This window comes from Reyranella sp. (genome assembly GCF_965279465.1).
Taxonomy (GTDB): Bacteria; Pseudomonadota; Alphaproteobacteria; order Reyranellales; family Reyranellaceae; genus Reyranella.
Map to the genome: position 1 here is coordinate 266,041 of NZ_OZ257242.1, position 19,469 is coordinate 285,509.

A 19,469-nucleotide genomic window follows, 5' to 3' on the forward strand; every position below is an offset into this window, starting at 1 on the left:
CTTTAGACCAGCCGGTAGACCTCGACCGGCTCGTCGTGGCCCTTGACCTTGTGCTGTTCGGGCGGCGGCAAGTCGACGCCGAGCGTGCACTTGTCCTTCACCATGGCGAGGGAAGCGCCGCTCACCAGCACGACGATCTCGTCGTCGGGGCCCATGAATTCCTTGCCGAGCTGCTCGAAACGCTGCGCCACGTTCACCGTGTCGCCGACCACGGTGAAGTTCACTCTTCCGGGCGCGCCGATGTTGCCGACCACGGCCGGGCCCGAATGGAGGCCGATGCGCACGCGGATGGGCGTCTTGCCTGCGGCGCGGCGCATCTGGTTGTCCTCGCGGATCACCCGCGCGATCTCGAGGGCGGCGCGGATCGCGGCCGCGGCATGGTCGTCCGAGCCCGACAGCGAGCCCCACACCGCCATCACCGAGTCGCCGATGTATTTGTCGATGATGCCGTGCTCGCGCTCGATGCAGGCGCCGAGCAGGGCGAAGTGGTGGTTGAGCAGCTCGGCGGTCTCGTGCTCGGGCAGGTCCTCGGCCTGCGGCGTGAACTCGACGATGTCGGTGAACATCACCGTGAGATTGACCCGGCGCGAGGCGATGCCGTCCTCACCGACCTCCATCAGCCGGCGCACCAGCCGCTGCGGCACGTAAGCGCCGAACCAGCGCAGCGCGCCGCGCGCCTTGTCGAGGCTGTGCGCGGCATCGTCAATCTCGCGCAGCCGCGAGCGCTTGCTCATCGGCTGGTCGAACTCGAGCCGCTCCATCGCTTCGGCCGCGGTGGTGATGGTGCGGATCGAGCGCGCCATGCGCACACCCATCAGGATCGCGAGCACGAGCGTTACCGCCAGCGTGATGGCACCCACGATCGCACCGTTCGTCAACCGGTCGAGGTCCTCGGTCGCGTCCTCGATCGGGAAATATTGGCCGACCAGCCACGGCTTGGGGCCGTAGCCCTCGACCTCGCGATAGACGAACACCCAGCGACGGCCATCGGCCTCGACGACGTGGCCGAGCGTGCCCAGAGCGCGATCGATGCGCGGGATTCGCACTGGCGGATCCCAGATGCGGGCGAGCACCGGATCGCCGAGCTCCTTGATGGTCGGCAACTGGCGGTCCTCGGTGAGGTTCAAGCTTCGCGGATCGATCAGAAGGCGGTGTGCCAGCACCGTGTCGTGCTGGACCAGAATGAAGTAGCGGCCGTCACCGCCGCGGCTCGGATCGCCGATCAGCGCCGACAGGTTGCCGACCGCGACGGTGGCGACCAGGCCGCCGATAAAGGCGTCGTCGATGCGCCGCACCGGGGTGCGCACATTGAGCACCGGCTGCTTCTCGGACTCGCTCCAGAATAGCTCGCCCCAAAAGGTCTCGTGCGAGGTTTGCAATTCACGGAATCGCTCGAGGCCACGCTTCAGCCCGGTGAGCGGGATCGTGTCGCGCGTGATCGAACCGTCAGGGTGACGCACCGCGCGATGGAGCTGCAGGTCGAGCGTGCCGAAAGCCGCGACCGACACCGCCGGCGCCCGGCTCATCATTACTGCCAGCGCCTCGCGCACATTGACGGGAGAATCGACGTCGACCCGGCCCGCGGCCATCAGCGCAGCCATCAGCTCGAGCTGGTTGGTGACCGGATCGAGCCGGCCCTTGACCATCTCGATCTGCTTCTCGACCACGCTCTCGGCGCGGTCGACCAGCAGTCGCTCGGCGGTGCCGGTGGCGCCGGCCAGCACGACTATGTAGGCGACGCCCGAGATAAGCGCCAGAGACGCGAACGCCAGCGCCAATGCTGCGATCAGAGGCAGGCGGAAGGGGCCGCGCACGGGCGCGGCCATGGTAGCGTTAGGAAGCGTGCTCAAGCCGGGGCACTATATGGTGCCCTGGCGCGCCTTGTGAAAGCCCGTTGACAGGGACGCTGTCAGGCTGCCGCGCGGATCGCCGCCTTTTTGACCGTGCTGTCGACGTGGCCCTCGAACTGCCGGAAGTTCTTCTCGAAGCGCTGGGCGACATCCCGCGCGGCCGTTTCATAGGCCTTCTTGTCGGTCCAGGAATCCTTCGGGTTCAGAACGTTGGATGGCACGTTCGGGCAAGCGCTCGGCACCTGCATGCCGAAGTGCGGATCGGTCGAGGACGCCACCGATGCCAGCGTACCGTCGAGCGCCGCCCGCACCATGGCGCGGGTGTGCCTGATCGAGGTGCGCTGGCCGACGCCATAGCCGCCGCCCGACCATCCGGTGTTGACCAGCCAGCACTTGACGTTCTGACGGGCCATCTTCTCGCCCAGCATCTTCGCATAGACCGTCGGATGGCGCGGCATGAACGGCGCGCCGAAGCAGGTCGAGAACGTCGCCTGCGGCTCGGTCACGCCCTTCTCGGTGCCGGCCACGCGGGCGGTGTAGCCCGAGAGGAAGTGATACATCGCCTGCTCCGGCGACAGCTGCGAGATCGGCGGCAGGACACCGAAGGCATCGGCTGTCAGCATCACGATATTGGTCGGCGTGGCGGCGATGCCGCTCGCCAGCGTGTTCGGGATGAAGTCGATCGGATAGCAGGCGCGCGTGTTCTCCGTGTACCGGCCGTCATCGAGGTCGAGGCCGCCGGTCGAGGGATCCACGACGACGTTCTCGAGCACGGTGCCGAAGCGCTCGGTCGTGGCATAAATCTCGGGCTCCGCCTCGCGCGACAGCTTGATCACCTTGGCGTAACAGCCGCCCTCGAAATTGAAGAGCGAATCCTCGGCCCAACCATGCTCGTCGTCGCCGATCAGCGTGCGCGAAGGGTCGGCCGACAGCGTTGTCTTTCCGGTGCCCGAGAGCCCGAAGAAAACCGCCACGTCGCCCTTCGGCCCGATGTTGGCCGAGGCATGCATTGGCAGGATGTTCTTCTCGGGCAGCAGGTAGTTCAGGATCGTGAACACCGACTTCTTGATCTCGCCGGCATACCAGGTGCCGCAGATCGCCACGACGCGATCGGTGAAGTTCACCAGAATCGCGCAGTCCGACGCCGTGCCGTCGAGCGCCGGATCGGCCTGGAAGCCGGGCAGGTTCAAGATGGTGAAATCGGGCCTGAAGCCTTCGAGCTCCTCCTTGTTCGGGCGGAGGAACATGTTGCGGGCGAACATGTTGTGCCACGCGGTCTCGGTGACCACGCGCACGCCGATGCGGTGCGCCGGATCGGCGCCGGCCCAGCAATCGCGCGCGAACAGGTCGCGGCGCTGGGCATAGCCGATCAGGCGGTTGTAAAGGGCGCGGTAGCGCTCCGGCGAGATCGGCTTGTTGGTCTTGCCCCAGTCGACAGAGCCGCCGGTAATCGAATCCTCAACAAAGAACTTGTCGTTGGGCGAGCGGCCCGTATGGACGCCGGTGCGCACCACGAACGCGCCGCCGTCGCCGAGTTGCCCTTCCCCGCGCCGGATCGCCTCTTCATAGAGGGTCGGGACGCTGAGGTTCCAATAGACGTTGCCGAGGTTCTTCAGCCCGAGCGTACCGAGGCCGAGTTTGGGAACGACGAAGCCCGCCTGTGTCACGGCGTTTCTCCTGTTTTACCTACTGAACGGCCGTTTACCTCATCTGCGGGCCGACGGGCAGTGCCAAACTGCGACTGCGACAGTTTTCGTGCAGGAATATTGCGGCCGTCCATTCCGCACACGCGAAGATAATACCGCTATACGAAAATCAGACGGCGCGTGCCTTGGCAACCAAGGAAACCAGTGCCTTGCGCGCTTGACTTGCCGCAGTCAGGGGCACCTCAAAGGTCACTCGTGCTGCTTGCCCGGCCAGCTTGAGATCGATGCCTTCCGCATCGATACCGGTCATCGTCCAGCCGGTGCCGGGCAATCCAAGAAGCTTTGCAGCATAGAGCTGGACGGCATCCGCATGGTCCTCGTTCATGTGGCCGACGATGCCCTCCTCGCTCTCGACAAGGTCGGGCAGCGGCGCGGCGACCAGCAACTCGGCCGCATCGATCCAGCGGATCCTGCCGAATCCACCGACCAGATGGGCGCGTTCCGGTGTCACCTTGTAGAAGTTGAAGTCCCGAAAGCCTGCATACGTCTCGGCATCCTGGTGGCGCCGCAGGAACCGCCGCTTCACCCTTTCATCGTCGGTCTTCGCCGCCCGGCCAAGCAGCGACACACGGGGCCCGGCAAGCGGCCGCACCAGCCCGCCGGTACCATCGAACAGCAGGGAAACGCGCGGGTCCGACGCGACCGCCCTACTATGCTCGGCGAGGTCGCTCATCAGCAGGATCGGCGAGAGATCGTGATCGACCGCCACGAGCACCAGCGAAACGTAGGGCCAGGCGGACTCACCGAGGGCCGCGCCAGTGACCGGCAAAGCCGTCGCCAAGGCGGCCCGATCCTGTCCCCGAAGCAGGTCGCGGACAGCGCGTGAAAAGTCGTCAGTCATGGGTGGGCTTCATTCCCCGGATAAAAAAGCCATATTCGGGGCCAATCGATGGCAAAACGGCCGAGAAACAGCAACCGCCAGTCTGTGGTAACGTTGCCGACCAAGCCGCCGAGAGAGCAGGAGATTCCCCCACCGTGCGCAAGAACATCGCCCTGGTCGACGACGACCGCAACATCCTGACCTCCGTCTCAATGCTCCTGGAAGCCGAAGGCTTCCAGGTGAAGACCTATTCCGATGGCGCCGCGGCGCTCGAGGGGCTCAACCAGACCCCGCCCGACATGGCGATCTTCGACATCAAGATGCCGCGCATGGACGGCATGGAGCTCCTGAATCGCATCCGCAAGACGCAGCAGTTCCCGGTGATCTTCCTGACGTCGAAGGACGAGGAGATCGACGAGGTGCTCGGCCTGCGCATGGGTGCCGACGATTTCATCCGCAAGCCGTTCTCCCAGCGCCTGCTGCTCGAGCGCATCCGCGCCGTGCTGCGCCGCGCCGACGGCGGCGGGCCGAAGGGCGAGGGCCAGGCAGAGCGCATCGTGCGCGGCGAGCTGGTGCTCGACCCGAGCCGCCACCAGTGCACCTGGAAGGGCAAGGAAGTACACTTGACGGTCACCGAGTTCCTGCTGCTGAAGTCGCTCGCCGAGCGGCCCGGTCACGTCAAGAACCGCGACCAGCTGATGGATGCCGCCTACGGCGAGACGATCTATGTCGACGACCGCACGATCGACAGCCACATCAAGCGGGTGCGCCGCAAGTTCCGCGAGGTCGACGGCGAGTTCGAGCAGATCGAAACCCTGTATGGCATCGGATATCGCTACCGCGACGCCGCCTGAGGGCGATCGGCTCTGTGCCGTTCCTCCCTGGCGCAGCCGGGGAGGTGCCCCGCTGGGGCGGGGGGGTCATGAGCCACGACGTCCATACGGCCTGCGACCCCTCCGTCGCGGATTGCCGCGCCATCTCCCCGCGCTGACGCGCAGGGAGGAATATGATCGACGCCTTGGCAAATGACGGCTCATGATCCTTCCGCTGCGGACGAGCGCGAAGCCTCCCCGGCAAAGCCGGCAAGGAAGGACGTCGCGTCGCTTCTCCGGCTGCTGCGACGCCTGGTGCCGAAGTTCCGCCGGCGCGTCCGGACGATAACGCGGCGCGAGACGCCGTCGATGCTGCGCCGCCGCCGGCGCCACAGCCGGCGGCACTCGCCGCTCACCCGCCGCATCCTGCTGCTCAACATCGTGCCGGTGGCGCTGCTGGCGCTGGGCGCGGTCTATCTCAGCGACTACGAGGACGAGCTGATCGACGCCGAACTCGCCTCGCTGCTGGTGCAGGGCGAGATGGTGTCGGCCGGCATCGGCGAGGTCGCGGTCGTCGGCGGCGAGACCACCGTCAACCGGCTTGATGCCGAGGCGGCGCGCCAGCTGCTGACCCGGCTGGTCCGGCCGACCGGTGTGCGCGCGCGGCTGTTCAGCGAGACCGGCGAGCTGTTGGGCGATTCCGCGGTGCTGAGCGACACCGGCCGCATCCACGTTTCCCCCCTGCCGCCGCCCGAGGAACCGGAGGCGCCTCCCCCGCGGCGTTGGGCCGACCGGATCGGCGACTGGATCGCGCATCAGCTCTCGCGCTCCGATCGCTTCCCCGAATACATCGAGCGTCCGGCACCGACCCTGCGCGACTTTCCCGAGGCCGCCAGCGCGTTGCGCGGCTTCAACGCCTCGGCGGTACGGATCGCTGGCGAAGGACGGCTGCTGCTGAGCGCCGCCGTGCCGGTGCAGCGCTACAAGCAGGTGATCGGTGCGCTGGTGCTGACGCGCGACAACCGCGCGATCGCGGCCTCGCTGCGCGAGGTACGCTACGACATGCTGACCATCGCGGTGGCGGCGCTCGGCATCACCGTGCTGCTGTCGCTCTACCTCGCCAGCACCATCACCCAGCCGATCGTCAGGCTCGCCCGCGCCGCCGACGAGATCCGCCTCGCTCGCGAGAGCCGGCCGGAGATTCCCGATCTCGGCAAGCGCGGCGACGAGATCGGCGACCTCAACGACGCGCTGCGCTCGATGACCGAGGCGCTGTGGCAGCGCATCAACACCATCGAGAGCTTCGCCGCCGACGTGGCGCACGAGCTCAAGAACCCGCTTACCTCGCTGCGGTCGGCGATCGAAGTGGCGGCGCGCCCCGACCTCGCGGCCGACCGGCGGGCCAAGCTCATGGCCATCGTGGTCGAGGACATCGAGCGGCTGAACCGGCTGATCTCCGACATCTCCGACGCCTCTCGGCTCGACGCCGAGCTGATGCGCGGCGAAGTCAAGACGGTCGATCTCAAGGTGCTGCTGGGCGACATGGTGCGGCATTACGCTGCCGTCACGGCGCAGAAGGCGGGTGTCGAGGTCGAGCTGCGCCTGTCGGCCAACCCGCCGTACGACGCGCACGGCCATGACGGCCGTTATGGCCAGGTATTCCGCAATGTCATCGACAACGCCTTGTCGTTCAGCCCGTCCGGCTCGCGCATCGTCGTCGAGCTGACTCGCGAGCCGCGCAAGGGGCCGTTCGTCGTCACCGTCGACGACGAGGGACCGGGCATTCCCGAGGACAATCTCGAATCGATCTTCCAGCGGTTCTATTCCGAGCGGCCAACCGAGAATTTCGGCCAGCACTCGGGACTGGGCCTGTCGATCTGCCGCCAGATCATGGAGACCTACGGAGGCTCGATCACCGCTACCAACCGCAAGGCAGCAGACGGCAAGATCGTCGGCGCCCGCTTCACCGTCCGCGTCCCGGCCGCGTCATGAGCCTGTTGCGAAGTCTCTCACGTGGAGCGCGCGCATCCTGCGCGCTCATGATCCTGAGCGCGCAGGATGCGCGCGGTCCATATGAGCGGTGCCGCGAGGCCCGCTGATGTTCGTGCATGCCACCTGCGTTGCCCTGCGAACCGGCAAACGCTGGCAGGCGATACTGTTGCGTGGCCCGTCAGGAGCGGGCAAGTCCGACCTCGCGCTGCGCCTGGTCGAGGCCGGCGGCCGGCTCGTGGCCGACGACCAGACCCACGTCGCCAAGGTCGGCCGCGTTCTGATCGCCAGCCCGCCGCCGGCGCTCGCCGGCATGATCGAGGTGCGCGGCGTCGGTATCCTCGAGCTGCGCCGCAGCCAGTTGCTGGCACGCGCGCCGGTCGCCCTGCTGGTCGACCTCGTCAGCCCCGACAGGATCGAGCGCCTGCCGGAGCCGGCGCTCGAGACGCTGCAGGAGGTCGACCTGCCCCGCCTCGACCTCGCCCCATTCGAAGCCTCGTCGGTCGCAAAGTTGCGTCTTGCCTTGGGCCGAATCGGGGCCACATGATCGTAGCTGTTGTAGCCATGCCCGATAGCCCGAGTTCCTCCACATCCCTCGCCGAACGCCCTGCGCGTCGCCCCTTCGTCGTGATTACAGGATTGAGCGGTGCGGGCCGCCTCACGGCTCTTCATGTCCTGGAGGATCTCGGCTACGTCGCGGTGGACAACGTGCCGTTGCCGCTGCTCGGCGACCTGATGCGCTCCACGGCAGGAAGCCTGGGCGAGATGGCCGTGCCGCTCGCCTTCGGCGTCGATACGAGGACCTACGGCTTCGATTCGAAGGATCTGGTGCGGCGCCTGGGGCAGCTTCGGCAACGGCCCGATCTGGCCGCGCGCCTGCTTTATCTCGATTGCGACAGCGAGATCCTGCAGCGCCGTTACACCGAATCTCGGCGCCCCCATCCGATGGCGCCCGACCGCCCGGTGATCGACGGCATCGTCGACGAGCGCCGCCAGATCGGCTGGATGGGTGACGCAGCGGACGTGGTTATCGACACCTCGGCGCTTTCGCCGCACCAGTTCAAACAGATCCTCGCCGGCCATTTCGCCCTCGGCAACAAGGTGGGCATGACAATCGCCGTGATGTCGTTCTCCTATCGCCGCGGCGTGCCGCGCGAATCGGACCTCGTGTTCGATGTCCGATTCCTGAAGAATCCGCACTATGTGCCCGAATTGAAAGGGCTGACCGGCATCGACCGGCCGGTCGTCGAGTTCATCGCCACTGACCCGGACTACGAGCCGTTCGTCGGTCGGCTGGAGGGGTTGCTCGGCCCGCTGCTCCCGCGCTTCGACGCCGAGGGCAAGAGTTATCTGACCATCGCGGTGGGCTGTACCGGGGGGCGGCACCGCTCGATCGCGGTCGCCGAACGGCTTGCAGACTGGTTGCGAAGCGCCGGCCGCTCGGTCACTCTGATGCACCGCGATACCGATGTCCGGGGGGGACAAGGGGCGGCGAGTGTTTCTGGCGGGGGCGTATGATTGGCATCGTACTCGTAACCCACGGCAATCTGGCGCGTGAATTCCTGTCCGCGCTCGAGCATGTCGTCGGTCCGCAGCAATGCATCTCACCGGTGTGTATCGGCGCCGATGACGATATGGAAAAGCGCCGTAACGAGATCCTCGAACGCGCGCGCGCCTGCGATACGGGGGACGGCGTGATCGTGTTGACAGACATGTTCGGCGGCACGCCCTCGAACCTTGCGATCTCCATCATGGAGCATGCACGCATCGAGGTGCTCGCGGGCGTCAACCTGCCGATGCTGGTGAAGCTCGCCTCGGTGCGCAACCGGCCGATCGCCGAGGCGGTGCGCATGGCCCAGGAGGCCGGGCGCAAATACATCACCGTCGCCTCCCGCATCCTGGCCAAGGAAGCCTCGTGACGAGTGCCGCGGGCAACGTGGCGCCCGGCCCCCTGAGGCGCACGCTCGCGATCGGCAACAAACGCGGCCTGCATGCCCGTGCCGCCGCCAAGTTCGTCCGCACCGCCGGCCAGTTCGACGCCGCCATCCGGGTCAGCTTCAAGGGCCAGGACGTCTCCGGCCTGTCGATCATGGGGCTGATGATGCTGGCAGCCGGTATCGGCAGCTCGATCGAACTCTCCTGCGCCGGCCGCCAAGCCCTCGAAGCCATGACCGCGTTGTCGGCCCTGGTCGAAGGCAAGTTCGGCGAGGATTGATTCATTGAACCGCGCGCCTCCTTCGCGCCATCCGTTGAGCGCATAAAGCCTCGGACATATCGCCATAAATTCTTGCTTATATGTTGATCTGGCGCGTTGAGGCGGTCGGAAGCCGCTGTTAAACACGGCGCGGTTTCCACCCCAACAAAACCGCCGGGAGCGCCGCATGGCCGACTACATCGTCAAGGATATCGGGCTGGCCGATTGGGGCCGCAAGGAACTCGACATGGCCGAGACCGAGATGCCCGGCCTGATGGCGATCCGCAAGGAATATGGCCCCAAGAAGCCGCTCAAGGGCGCGCGCATCGCGGGTTCGCTGCACATGACCATCCAGACCGGCGTGCTGATCGAGACGCTGAAGGTGCTGGGTGCCGACGTGCGCTGGGCGTCGTGCAACATCTACTCGACCCAGGACCACGCCGCCGCCGCGATCGCCCAGTCGGGCACGCCGGTGTTCGCCGTGAAGGGCGAGAGCCTCGAGGAATATTGGGATTACACCCACAAGATATTCGAATGGGGTGACGGCGGCGCGCCGAACATGATCCTCGACGACGGCGGCGACGCCACGCTGCTGGTCCACCTCGGCATCCGCGCGGAAAAGGATCCGTCGCTGGTATCAAAGCCGACCAACGAGGAGGAGGAAGTCCTCTACAAGGCGATCCTCAAGACCAACAAGGAGAAGCCCGGCTGGTACGCCAAGCTCGGCGCCGCCATCAAGGGCGTCACCGAGGAGACCACCACGGGCGTGCATCGTCTCTACACGATGGAGAAGGAGGGCAAGCTGCTGTGGCCCGCCATCAACGTCAACGACTCTGTCACCAAGTCGAAGTTCGACAACCTCTACGGCTGCCGCGAATCGCTGGTCGACGGCATCCGCCGCGGCACCGACGTGATGATGTCGGGCAAGGTGGCGATGGTCGCGGGCTTCGGCGACGTGGGTAAAGGCTCCGCCGCTTCTCTGCGGCAGGCCGGCTGCCGCGTGATGGTCTCCGAGGTCGATCCGATCTGCGCCCTGCAGGCGGCGATGGAAGGCTACGAGGTCGTCACGATGGAAGACGCCGCGCCGCGCGCCGACATCTTCGTGACCGCAACCGGCAACGTCGACGTGCTGACGCTCGACCACATGAAGGCGATGAAGCACCGCGCCATCGTCTGCAACATCGGCCACTTCGACAGCGAGATCCAGATCGCCAACCTGCGCAACTTCAAGTGGCACAACGTGAAGCCGCAGGTCGACGAGGTCGAGTTCCCCGACGGCAAGCGCATCATCGTCCTGTCCGAAGGCCGCTTGGTGAACCTGGGCAACGCCACGGGCCATCCGAGCTTCGTGATGTCGGCCTCGTTCTCGAACCAGACACTGGCGCAGATCGAGATCTGGACCAACCCGGGCAAGTACGAGAAGAAGGTCTACACCCTGCCGAAGTTCCTCGACGAGAAGGTCGCGGCGTTCCACCTCGAGAAGGTCGGCGCCAAGCTGACCAAGCTCCGGCCCGACCAGGCCAAGTACATTGGCGTGCCCGAAGCCGGCCCGTTCAAGGGCGACCTCTACCGCTACTAACTGCCCACAGGCGCTCACGTGCTAGAAAGCCGGCATCGAAAGATGCCGGCTTTTTCAATGTCCCTGCCTGACGAACGCGCGACCGACCAGCTCGGCGCCACGCTCGCCGCGCGTCTGCGGATCGGCGACGTCGTCGGGCTGAAGGGCGACCTCGGCGCGGGCAAGACGACGCTCGCCCGGGCGATCCTGCGGGCGGCGGCGGGGGATGAACGGCTGATCGTTCCCAGCCCGACCTTCACCCTGGTCGAGGTCTACGAAACGCCGCGCGGCAGCTTCTGGCACTTCGATCTCTATAGGCTGGAGACACCCGAGCAGGTCTTCGAGCTCGGCTGGGAGGAGGCTTTGGCCGAGGGCATCTCGATCGTCGAATGGCCGGAACGACTCGGATCGCTCCTGCCCCGGCATCTCAGTGTCACGTTGGAAGTGGATGGTGATGGACGGCACGCGCTCCTCGATGTCTGACCGCAGCGCCTTGCGCGCTGATTTCATCGATCGCGCCGGCTGGAGCGATGCCGAGGAGCGCCTGTTGGCGGGCGATGCCTCGTTCCGGAAGTATTATCGCCTGACTCGCCCCGGCGGCACCGCCGTGGTGATGGACGCGCCGGCGCCGCAGGAGGACGTCCGGCCGTTCGTGCGCATCGGCCGCCATCTCCTGGCAATGGGACTCAGCGCGCCGGAGATCTTCGCCGAGGATGCCGCCAATGGCTTCCTGTTGCTGGAGGATCTGGGCGACGACACCTTCGCCCGTGTACTTGCGGCGGGCGGCGACGAGGCCGAGCTATACACCCGCGCCACAGACGTGCTGGTCGCCGTCCATGCCGCGCCCAATCACGGACTGCTCCCGGACCTGGGCGGCTACGAGGGCGAGGCATTGATCGACGCCGCTATGCTGATCGCCGAATGGTACCTGCCCGAAGCGAGCGGCCGCACGACGACGGCGGAGCAGATTGAAGACTATCGTGCCGCCTGGCGTTCCTGCCTCGCCGCACTGCCCCCGAGCGCCGGCACGTTGCTGCTGCGCGACTATCACAAGGACAATCTTCTGTGGTTGCCAGCGCGACCCGGTGTGCGCGCCTGCGGCCTGCTCGATTTCCAGGACGCGCAACGGGGCCATCCGTCCTACGATCTGGTCTCGCTGATCGAGGACGCACGACGCGACGTGGCGTCGGCGGTACGGACCGCCTGCACCGAGCGCTATCTCGCCGCCACCGGCCTCGATGCCAGAGACTTCCGCACCGGCTTCGCGCTGATGGCCGCGCAGCGCCATGCCCGCATCATCGGCCTGTTCGTCCGTCTGCTGAGGCGCGACGGCAAGCCCGAGTATCTGGCCCACCTGCCGCGCGTCTGGCGAATGTTCGAGCGGTCGCTGGAACATCCCGCGCTCGAACCCTTGCGCCTCTGGGTCGACCGGCATCTGCCGCCGCCGCTGCGGCGCATCGGGGCACCGTGATCCGCACCGCCATGATCCTGGCGGCCGGCCGCGGCGAGCGCATGCGGCCGCTGACCGATTCGATGCCCAAGCCGCTGATCCCGGTCGCCGGTTCATCGATGCTCGACCGCGCGATGGACCGCCTCGCCGCGCACGGCGTCGACAACGTCGTGGTGAACGTCCATCACCTCGGCGAGCAGATCGCGGCGCACCTCGACGGCCGCGCGCGGATCGTGCGGGAGGACCGGCTGCTCGAGACCGGCGGCAGCGTGAAGAACGCCCTGCCGCTGCTGGGCGACGGGCCATATTTCATCCTCAACGGCGACGGCTTGTGGCGCGACGGCGCGACGCCGATGCTGTCGCGCATGGAAGCGCTCTGGGATCCCGCGCGCATGGACGCGTTGCTGCTGCTCCATCCGCTGGAAGCGGCGATCGGCCGGGAAACCAAAGATCGCGGCGACTATTTCCTCGACGCTGATAACCGTGCACGCCATCGCGCTGCAGCAGACCGCGCGCCTTATCTCTTTGCCAGTGTATCGGTGTGCGACGCTCGCCTGTTGCACGACTCACCCGACGGCCCGTTCTCGCTGCTGAAACTCTGGAGCCGTGCCGAAGCGGCAGGCCGCCTCTTCGGCCTCGTCCATGACGGGCAGTGGTTCCATGTCGGTACGCCGCAGGCACTCGCCGCAGCCGAGCGGGCGCTGCTGTGAAGGGCGTTTATTCGATCGGCATCGATCGCCGCTTCGCCGACGAACTGGCAGCCGGCGTGCTGGCCGAACTCGGCCGCGATCCGCTGACGCTGGCGGACACGTTGATCCTGGTGCCGACGCGCCGGTCGGTGCGTGCCTTGCGCGAGGCCTTCCTGCGCGCCACCGGAGGCAAGCCCACCCTCTTGCCCCGCATGGCGCCGCTTGGCGACCTCGACGAGAGCGACTGGGAGGGGCTGTCGGGCAACGACGCACTCTCCCTGCCGCCGGCCATCGACGGCTCCGAGCGCGAGGCGCTGCTCACCGAGCTGGTCGCCGCCTTCAAGGGCGACGATGGTCAGCCGATCGCGCAGTCGGCCGCTCAGGCGCTGAAGCTCGCGCGCGAGCTGGCGAGCCTGCTCGATGAGCTGGCAATCGATGGCGTGCCGTTCGACCGCCTCGAGGCGTTGGTCGAGGGCAATTTCGCCACGCACTGGCGTCGCACGCTCGAGTTCCTCGCCATCATCGGCGAGCACTGGCCGAATATGCTGGCCGAACGCGGCCAGATCGACGCGCTCGACCGGCGCACCCGCTCGATCCGCGCCCAGGCCGCGCGCTGGCGTGAGCGTCCGCCCGCGACGCCGGTGATCGCGGCCGGCTCTACAGGCTCGCAGCCCGCGACGCGCGATCTCCTGGCCGCGATCTCCGGATTGCCGCAGGGCATCGTCGTATTGCCCGGCCTCGATCGCGAGATCGACGAGGAGAGCTGGACGAAACTCGACCCTACCCATCCGCAGTTCGGCCTGCGCGACCTGCTGCTCGCGCTGGACTGCGCCCGCGAGGACGTTGGCGACTGGCCCGGCGGGTCGGGCGATCCTGCACGTCGCCAGCTGATCGCCGAGCTGATGCGACCGGCCGAGACCACCGACGCCTGGCAGCGGCCCGAACCCGCCGCGCTCGATCACGTGACCCGCGCCGACTGCGCAACGCCGCATCAGGAGGCGCTGGTGATCGCGCTTGCCCTGCGCGAGGCGCTGGAGACTCGCGGGCGTACCGCCGCCTTGGTGACGCCCGACCGCGATCTGGCGCGCCGCGTCACGGCCGAGCTGCGACGCTGGAAGATCGACATCGACGATTCGGCCGGCCATAGCCTTGCCGACACCCCGCCCGCGACCTTGCTGCGTGCGCTGGTCGCCGCCGTCGACTCGGGCTTCGCACCGATCGACCTGCTGGCGCTGCTCAAGCACCCCCTGTGCACGCTGGGCCTGTCGCGCGCCGAGCTGCTCGAGGCCGCTCGCCGCCTTGACCGCAAATGCCTGCGTGGCCTCAAGCCCGAATCGGGCGTCGGGTCGCTCCGACTCCGCGTGGCCGACTGCAAGTTCGGCAGCGAAGGCGACCGGCGCCAGGTCATCGACCTGGTCGAGCGCCTGCATGCAGCGACCACCGACCTCGTCGCCGCCATGGCCGACGGCGCCTCGCCACATGCGCTGCTGGAGGCGAGCATCGCGGCGGCAGAACGGTGCGTGCCAGGCGATGCGCTATGGACAGGCGAGGCCGGAGAGGCGCTCGCCGACGTGCTGGCGCGGCTGGGCGCGGCATGGACCGGCCGCTCGCCGGTCGGCGGCGGCGAATGGCCGGCGCTCTTGGCGACGATGCTCGCGACCGAGACAATCCGGCCGCGTTTCGGGCGTCATCCGCGCCTCGCGATCTGGGGACCGCTCGAAGCGCGTCTGCAGCGCGCCGACCTGCTGGTGCTGGGCGGGCTGAACGAAGGCAGCTGGCCTCCGGCGGTCGAGACCGGCCCCTGGATCAACCGGCCGATGCGCGCCGCGCTCGGTTTGCCGCAGCCCGAGCGGCGCATCGGCCTCTCGGCGCACGACTTCGCCGCGGCGCTGGCAGCCGAGCGCGTGCTGCTCACCCGCTCCGAACGCGAAGGCGGCGCGCCGACCGTGCCGTCGCGCTGGCTGGCGCGGCTCGATGCGCTGTTCGGCTACGACCCGCACAGTCCGGCAGCCCCGCCGGAATATATCCAGCGCGGCCGGCGCACCTACGTCGCCTGGGCGGAGACGTTCGACGATGCGGACTACAGGCCGTGGCCACGGCCCGAGCCGCGCCCGCCTCTCGACGCGCGCCCGAAGATCCTTTCCTTGTCGAACATCGAGCAATGGCGGCGCGATCCTTACGGCCTCTATGCCCGGAAGATCCTCGGCCTGAAGGTCCTCGATCCACTCGAACAGGAGCTAGGGGCGGCCGAGCGTGGCGAACACCTGCATGATGCGCTCGACGAATTCCTGAAGGCCTTCCCGGAAGGCGCTCTGCCTTCCGATGCCCTGGAGCGTTTCGAGCGCATGGCCGGGAGGCATCTCGCGTCGGTGCTCGCAGCGCCCGCCGAGCGCGCGTTCTGGTGGCCGCGCTTCCAGCGGCTGGCGCGCTGGTTCATCGCCACCGAGACGGCGCGCCGCAGCGCCGGCACGAAGCTGCTGGCGAGCGAGGTCAAGGGATCGATATCGCTCGGCCCCCTGACAGTCGAGGCGCGCGCCGACCGTATCGACGAGATCGAGCCGGGCGGCTGGGAGATCATCGACTACAAGACCGGCCGCGTGCCCTCGCCCAAGGAGCTCGAAGGCCTGTTCGCGCCGCAGCTCCTGCTGGAAGCGGCGATCGCCCTGCACGGTCGGTTCGAGAACATCGACGGGCCGGTGCGCACCGTGCATCTTTCCTATTGGCAGGCCAACGGCCTGGGCGACGGCGGCGCGGTCAAGGAAATCGAGGACGGCGAGGTGCTGGTGGCGGCGATGATCGCGCTGCTGCACAAGATGATCGAGCATTTCGGCAATCCGGCGACGCCCTACACCGCCCTGCCCTGGCCCGAGTTCATCCCCCACTTCAACGACTACGCGCATCTCGAGCGGGTCGCCGAATGGTCGACGACGGGGGGCGAGGAATGAGCGACGTGCTCGACGCGCTTCGCATGGCTGGCGAGGCACAGCGCCTGGCCACCACGCCCGGCCATTCCGCCTGGGTCGAGGCCAACGCCGGCACCGGCAAGACCAAGGTGCTGACCGACCGGGTGACGCGCCTGCTGCTCGAGGGCGTGCGGCCCGAGCGCATCCTCTGCCTCACCTTCACCAAGGCGGCGGCGGCGGAGATGCACAACCGCCTGGCTGGCCAGCTCGGCCGCTGGGCGATGGCCGACGATGCGACGCTCGGCAAGGAGATCACCGCGCTGATCGACGAGGTCCCGCAGGCCGAGCAGCGCAGCCTGGCGCGCCGGCTGTTCGCGCGCGTGCTCGACGCCCCGGGCGGCATCAACATCCTCACCATCCATGCCTTCTGCCAGGCGCTGCTGAAGCGCTTCCCTCTGGAGGCCGGTGTCACGCCGGGCTTCGAAGTGCTGGACGAGGCCGAGGCGGCGACCTTGCTGCGCGCGGCGCAGGACGAGCAGATCGAGGCGCTGGCGCGCGCCGACGCGCCGCAAGAGGTGCGCACGGCGCTGGACACGGTCGCCCGCCGCATCTCGATTTCCGAGTATGCCGAGCTGATGAAGCGGCTGCTGGGCGAGAGGGCCTGGCTCCTGGCACGCGTTGCCAACGAGGCCGGCCTCAAGCGCCTCGCGCGACGGTTGCGCCGGCGGCTGCAGTGCGAGATCGAGCCGGCGATCGACGAGCCCGGCCTGAGGGCCGCGGCACGCGCTCTGATCGAAGCCGGCGGCAAGACCGACAGCGCGCGCGGCGAGACGATGGTCGCCTGGCTGGCGGCCGACTGCGACCGCGACGCAATGCTGCCCGCCTATCGCGCGGTGTTCTTCACCGGCCAGGGCCAGCTTCGCAAGACACTGGCCACCAAGCCCACGATCAAACGGCTTCCCGGCATCGAGGACATCATGCGCGCCGAGTCCGAGCGCCTCGAATGCGCGCGCGGCGTGGCGCTGGTCGAGCTCACGGTGGCGCTGTTGCGGCTCGGCCTCGACATCACCCACCGCTACGCCGCCGCCAAGCGGCGCCGCGGGCGGCTCGACTACGACGACCTGATCGTCGCCACGCGCCGCCTGCTGGAGAGCGCCGAGAGCGCCTCCTGGGTGCTCTACAAGCTCGACGGCGGCATCGACCACGTGCTGGTCGACGAGGCGCAGGACACCAACCCCGACCAGTGGGAGGTGATCCGCCGTCTCACCGACGAGTTCTTCGCCGGCGAAGGCTCGGTCGACCGCGAACGCACGATCTTCGTGGTCGGCGACACCAAGCAGTCGATCTTCGGTTTCCAGCGCGCCGATCCGGCGAAACTCTCCGAGATGCGCGGCTTGTTCGAGGACACGATCCGGGTCGCGCGCAAGGGCTTCGAGGCGGTGAACCTCACCGTCTCCTTCCGCTCGACCCCGGCCGTGCTCGACGCGGTCGACTGGGTGTTCGGCGAGGAAGCCGCTGCCAGCGGCCTCGCCGCCCCGGGCGAGGTGAACCACCAGCACAGCCGCAAGCAGGATCCTGGCCGCGTCGAGCTCTGGCCGCTGGTCGTCGCCGAGGAGGTCGAGACCGACACGACCGCCGTCGAGGCGCCCGGCGGCGTGCTCACGCCGCCGCACCAGCGGTTGGCGCGGCTGATCGCGGTCCATGCCAAGGGCCTGATCGGCAACGAGCGGCGCGCGCGCAAGGGCGAGCTGCTGCACGAAGGCCATTTCATGGTGCTGGTGCGCCGGCGCAACGCGTTCGTGAATGCGCTGGTCCGCGAGCTGAAGCGCGAGCAGCTCCAGGTGGCGGGTGTCGACCGGCTGAACCTGGGCGAGGAGCTCGCCATCCAGGACCTGATGGCGATGGCGCGCTTCGTGCTGCTGCCGCAGGACGACCTCAACCTCGCCTGCCTGCTGAAGTCGCCGCTGGTCGGGCTCGACGAGGACAAGCTCTTCACCCTGGCGTGGAACCGATCCGGTCACCTATGGCGCGCGCTGCGCGACCGCGCGCGCGAGCCGGACTTCGCCGCGGCGCACGAGCAGCTGTCGCGGTGGCTCGCCCGCGCGGACTTCACCACGCCGTTCGACTTCTTCGCCGAGGCACTTGGTCCCGAAGGCGGCCGGCGCCGACTGCTCGAAAGACTGGGTCGCGAAGCATCCGATCCGATCGACGAGCTTCTGGCGCGAGCACTGCAGTACCAGCGAGTCGAAGCGGGCTCGCTGCAGGGCTTCCTGCGCTGGTTCGAAGCCGGCGGAGGGGAGATCAAGCGCGACCTCGACGCCAACCGCCGTCAGGAGGTCCGCATCCTCACCGTGCATGCCTCGAAGGGCCTGCAGGCGCCGATCGTCTACCTGCCCGACACCACCCGCGTGCCGCGCGACACCGACCGGCTGCTGGCCGCCAGGGACGGCGAGACGCGGCTCTGGCTGCCGCGCAGCGACGATGCCAACGAGGCGGCACGCACCTGGCGCGCCGAAGCGCGCGAGCGCTCGTTGCAGGAGCAGAACCGGCTGCTCTATGTCGCCATGACGCGCGCCGAGGACCGACTTTATGTCGGCGGCTGGATCGGCACGAAGAAACAGGACACCGGCTGCTGGTACGACCGCATCGCCGCCGGCCTTGCCGCCAGCGTCGACGGCGAGAGCGTCGAGCCACGGGAACGCGCAAGCCCCAGGGTCTTCGACTTCACCGCACAGCTAGGCGCGGCCGGCTGGTCGGGCGACGGTTACGAGCTGGTCAATGCCGGTCGCGTCGTCGTGCCCGAGCAGCAGGAGCTGGCACTGGAACCGACGGCACGGATCGAGCCTTGGGCGCGCGCTCCCGCGCCCGACGAGCCCAATCCGCCCACGCCGCTGGCGCCGTCACAGCCACTGCCGGACGAAGCGCGCAATGAGTCGCGCGCCTTCAGCCCTCTCGCGTCCGACGAGCGCAGGCGCTGGCAACGCGGCCGGCTGATGCACGAGCTGCTGCGCCACCTCCCGGCGCTGCCGGCGGCGGATCGTGTCGCGACCGCGCGCCGCTTCCTCACCCAGGCTGCCCATGGCCTCGGCGAGGAAGAGATCGCATCCTGGGCGGCCGAGGCACTTGCCGTCACCGAAGCGCCCGGCCACCAGGCGCTGTTCGCCGAGGGCTCGCGCGCCGAGGTGCCGCTGATCGGCTCGGTGCAGACCCCGCGCGGGACATTCACAGTGAGCGGTCAGGTCGACCGCCTCGCCGTCACTGCCCGCGAAGTGCTGATCGTGGACTACAAGACCAATCGCCCGCCGCCGGCCGAGGCGGGGGGCGTGGCGCTCGCCTATCGCCGGCAGCTCTCGCTTTACCGCGCCCTGTTACGTGTAATCTATCCATCACACCGTGTGCGGGCTTTTCTGCTGTGGACGGCAACGCCGCGGTTGATGGAGATCGATGCTGAAACGCTCGACAGCTCAATGCCTTACTCCGGGCCACCTTGACTTGCCC

The 19,469-nt window shown here is 68.0% G+C and carries 15 protein-coding genes; 12 read left to right on the forward strand and 3 right to left on the reverse strand.

Going from position 1 to position 19,469, the window contains the following annotated elements; genetic code table 11:
- Nucleotides 1-2 precede the first annotated feature (2 nt).
- From ACQY8M_RS01280 to ACQY8M_RS01290, 3 genes are all read right to left on the reverse strand, one after another.
- Nucleotides 3-1,826 carry an adenylate/guanylate cyclase domain-containing protein gene (locus tag ACQY8M_RS01280; protein ID WP_428668672.1) on the reverse strand — a complete coding sequence of 608 codons (1,824 nt, stop codon included), beginning with the start codon at nucleotides 1,824-1,826 and terminating at the stop codon, nucleotides 3-5.
- Nucleotides 1,827-1,909: 83 nt separating this feature from the next.
- Nucleotides 1,910-3,517, reverse strand: coding sequence for a phosphoenolpyruvate carboxykinase (locus ACQY8M_RS01285; protein ID WP_428668673.1), 1,608 nt, complete (start codon nucleotides 3,515-3,517; stop codon nucleotides 1,910-1,912).
- A gap of 148 nt (nucleotides 3,518-3,665) precedes the next feature.
- Nucleotides 3,666-4,397 (reverse strand): HugZ family protein, encoded by a 732-nt coding sequence (locus ACQY8M_RS01290; RefSeq protein ID WP_428668674.1) that lies wholly within the window; start codon nucleotides 4,395-4,397, stop codon nucleotides 3,666-3,668.
- A gap of 191 nt (nucleotides 4,398-4,588) precedes the next feature.
- Here ACQY8M_RS01290 and ACQY8M_RS01295 point away from each other — a divergent pair, with 191 nt between their 5' ends.
- The 12 genes from ACQY8M_RS01295 (at nucleotide 4,589) to addA (ending at nucleotide 19,462) form a co-directional block, all read left to right on the forward strand.
- Nucleotides 4,589-5,230 (forward strand): response regulator transcription factor, encoded by a 642-nt coding sequence (locus tag ACQY8M_RS01295; RefSeq protein ID WP_428675286.1) that lies wholly within the window; start codon nucleotides 4,589-4,591, stop codon nucleotides 5,228-5,230.
- Nucleotides 5,231-5,503: 273 nt separating this feature from the next.
- Nucleotides 5,504-7,180, forward strand: a complete 1,677-nt coding sequence (locus tag ACQY8M_RS01300; RefSeq protein WP_428668675.1) for a stimulus-sensing domain-containing protein — start codon at nucleotides 5,504-5,506, stop codon at nucleotides 7,178-7,180.
- Nucleotides 7,181-7,286: 106 nt separating this feature from the next.
- Complete coding sequence (locus ACQY8M_RS01305) at nucleotides 7,287-7,724, forward strand: HPr kinase/phosphorylase (protein WP_428668676.1); 438 nt, start codon at nucleotides 7,287-7,289, stop codon at nucleotides 7,722-7,724.
- Nucleotides 7,721-8,695, forward strand: coding sequence for an RNase adapter RapZ (gene rapZ, locus ACQY8M_RS01310; RefSeq protein WP_428668677.1), 975 nt, complete (start codon nucleotides 7,721-7,723; stop codon nucleotides 8,693-8,695). Before ACQY8M_RS01305 ends, rapZ begins: the two co-directional genes overlap by 4 nt.
- Entirely contained in the window at nucleotides 8,692-9,096 is a 405-nt protein-coding gene (locus ACQY8M_RS01315) for a PTS sugar transporter subunit IIA (protein WP_428668678.1), read from the forward strand. Before rapZ ends, ACQY8M_RS01315 begins: the two co-directional genes overlap by 4 nt.
- Nucleotides 9,093-9,392, forward strand: a complete 300-nt coding sequence (locus ACQY8M_RS01320) for an HPr family phosphocarrier protein (RefSeq protein ID WP_428668679.1) — start codon at nucleotides 9,093-9,095, stop codon at nucleotides 9,390-9,392. The genes ACQY8M_RS01315 and ACQY8M_RS01320 overlap by 4 nt, the downstream gene beginning before the upstream one ends.
- 166 nt (nucleotides 9,393-9,558) lie before the next feature.
- Nucleotides 9,559-10,950, forward strand: a complete 1,392-nt coding sequence (ahcY, locus tag ACQY8M_RS01325; protein WP_428668680.1) for an adenosylhomocysteinase — start codon at nucleotides 9,559-9,561, stop codon at nucleotides 10,948-10,950.
- Nucleotides 10,951-11,007: 57 nt separating this feature from the next.
- Nucleotides 11,008-11,412, forward strand: a complete 405-nt coding sequence (gene tsaE, locus ACQY8M_RS01330) for a tRNA (adenosine(37)-N6)-threonylcarbamoyltransferase complex ATPase subunit type 1 TsaE (protein ID WP_428668681.1) — start codon at nucleotides 11,008-11,010, stop codon at nucleotides 11,410-11,412.
- Nucleotides 11,405-12,400, forward strand: coding sequence for an aminoglycoside phosphotransferase family protein (locus ACQY8M_RS01335; protein ID WP_428668682.1), 996 nt, complete (start codon nucleotides 11,405-11,407; stop codon nucleotides 12,398-12,400). Before tsaE ends, ACQY8M_RS01335 begins: the two co-directional genes overlap by 8 nt.
- Nucleotides 12,397-13,089 (forward strand): nucleotidyltransferase family protein, encoded by a 693-nt coding sequence (locus tag ACQY8M_RS01340; RefSeq protein ID WP_428668683.1) that lies wholly within the window; start codon nucleotides 12,397-12,399, stop codon nucleotides 13,087-13,089. The genes ACQY8M_RS01335 and ACQY8M_RS01340 overlap by 4 nt, the downstream gene beginning before the upstream one ends.
- Complete coding sequence (gene addB, locus ACQY8M_RS01345; RefSeq protein WP_428668684.1) at nucleotides 13,086-16,013, forward strand: double-strand break repair protein AddB; 2,928 nt, start codon at nucleotides 13,086-13,088, stop codon at nucleotides 16,011-16,013. Before ACQY8M_RS01340 ends, addB begins: the two co-directional genes overlap by 4 nt.
- A complete protein-coding gene (gene addA, locus ACQY8M_RS01350; protein ID WP_428668685.1) occupies nucleotides 16,010-19,462 on the forward strand; it encodes a double-strand break repair helicase AddA in 3,453 nt (1,150 codons plus the stop codon). The genes addB and addA overlap by 4 nt, the downstream gene beginning before the upstream one ends.
- The last annotated feature ends 7 nt before the right edge of the window (nucleotides 19,463-19,469 follow it).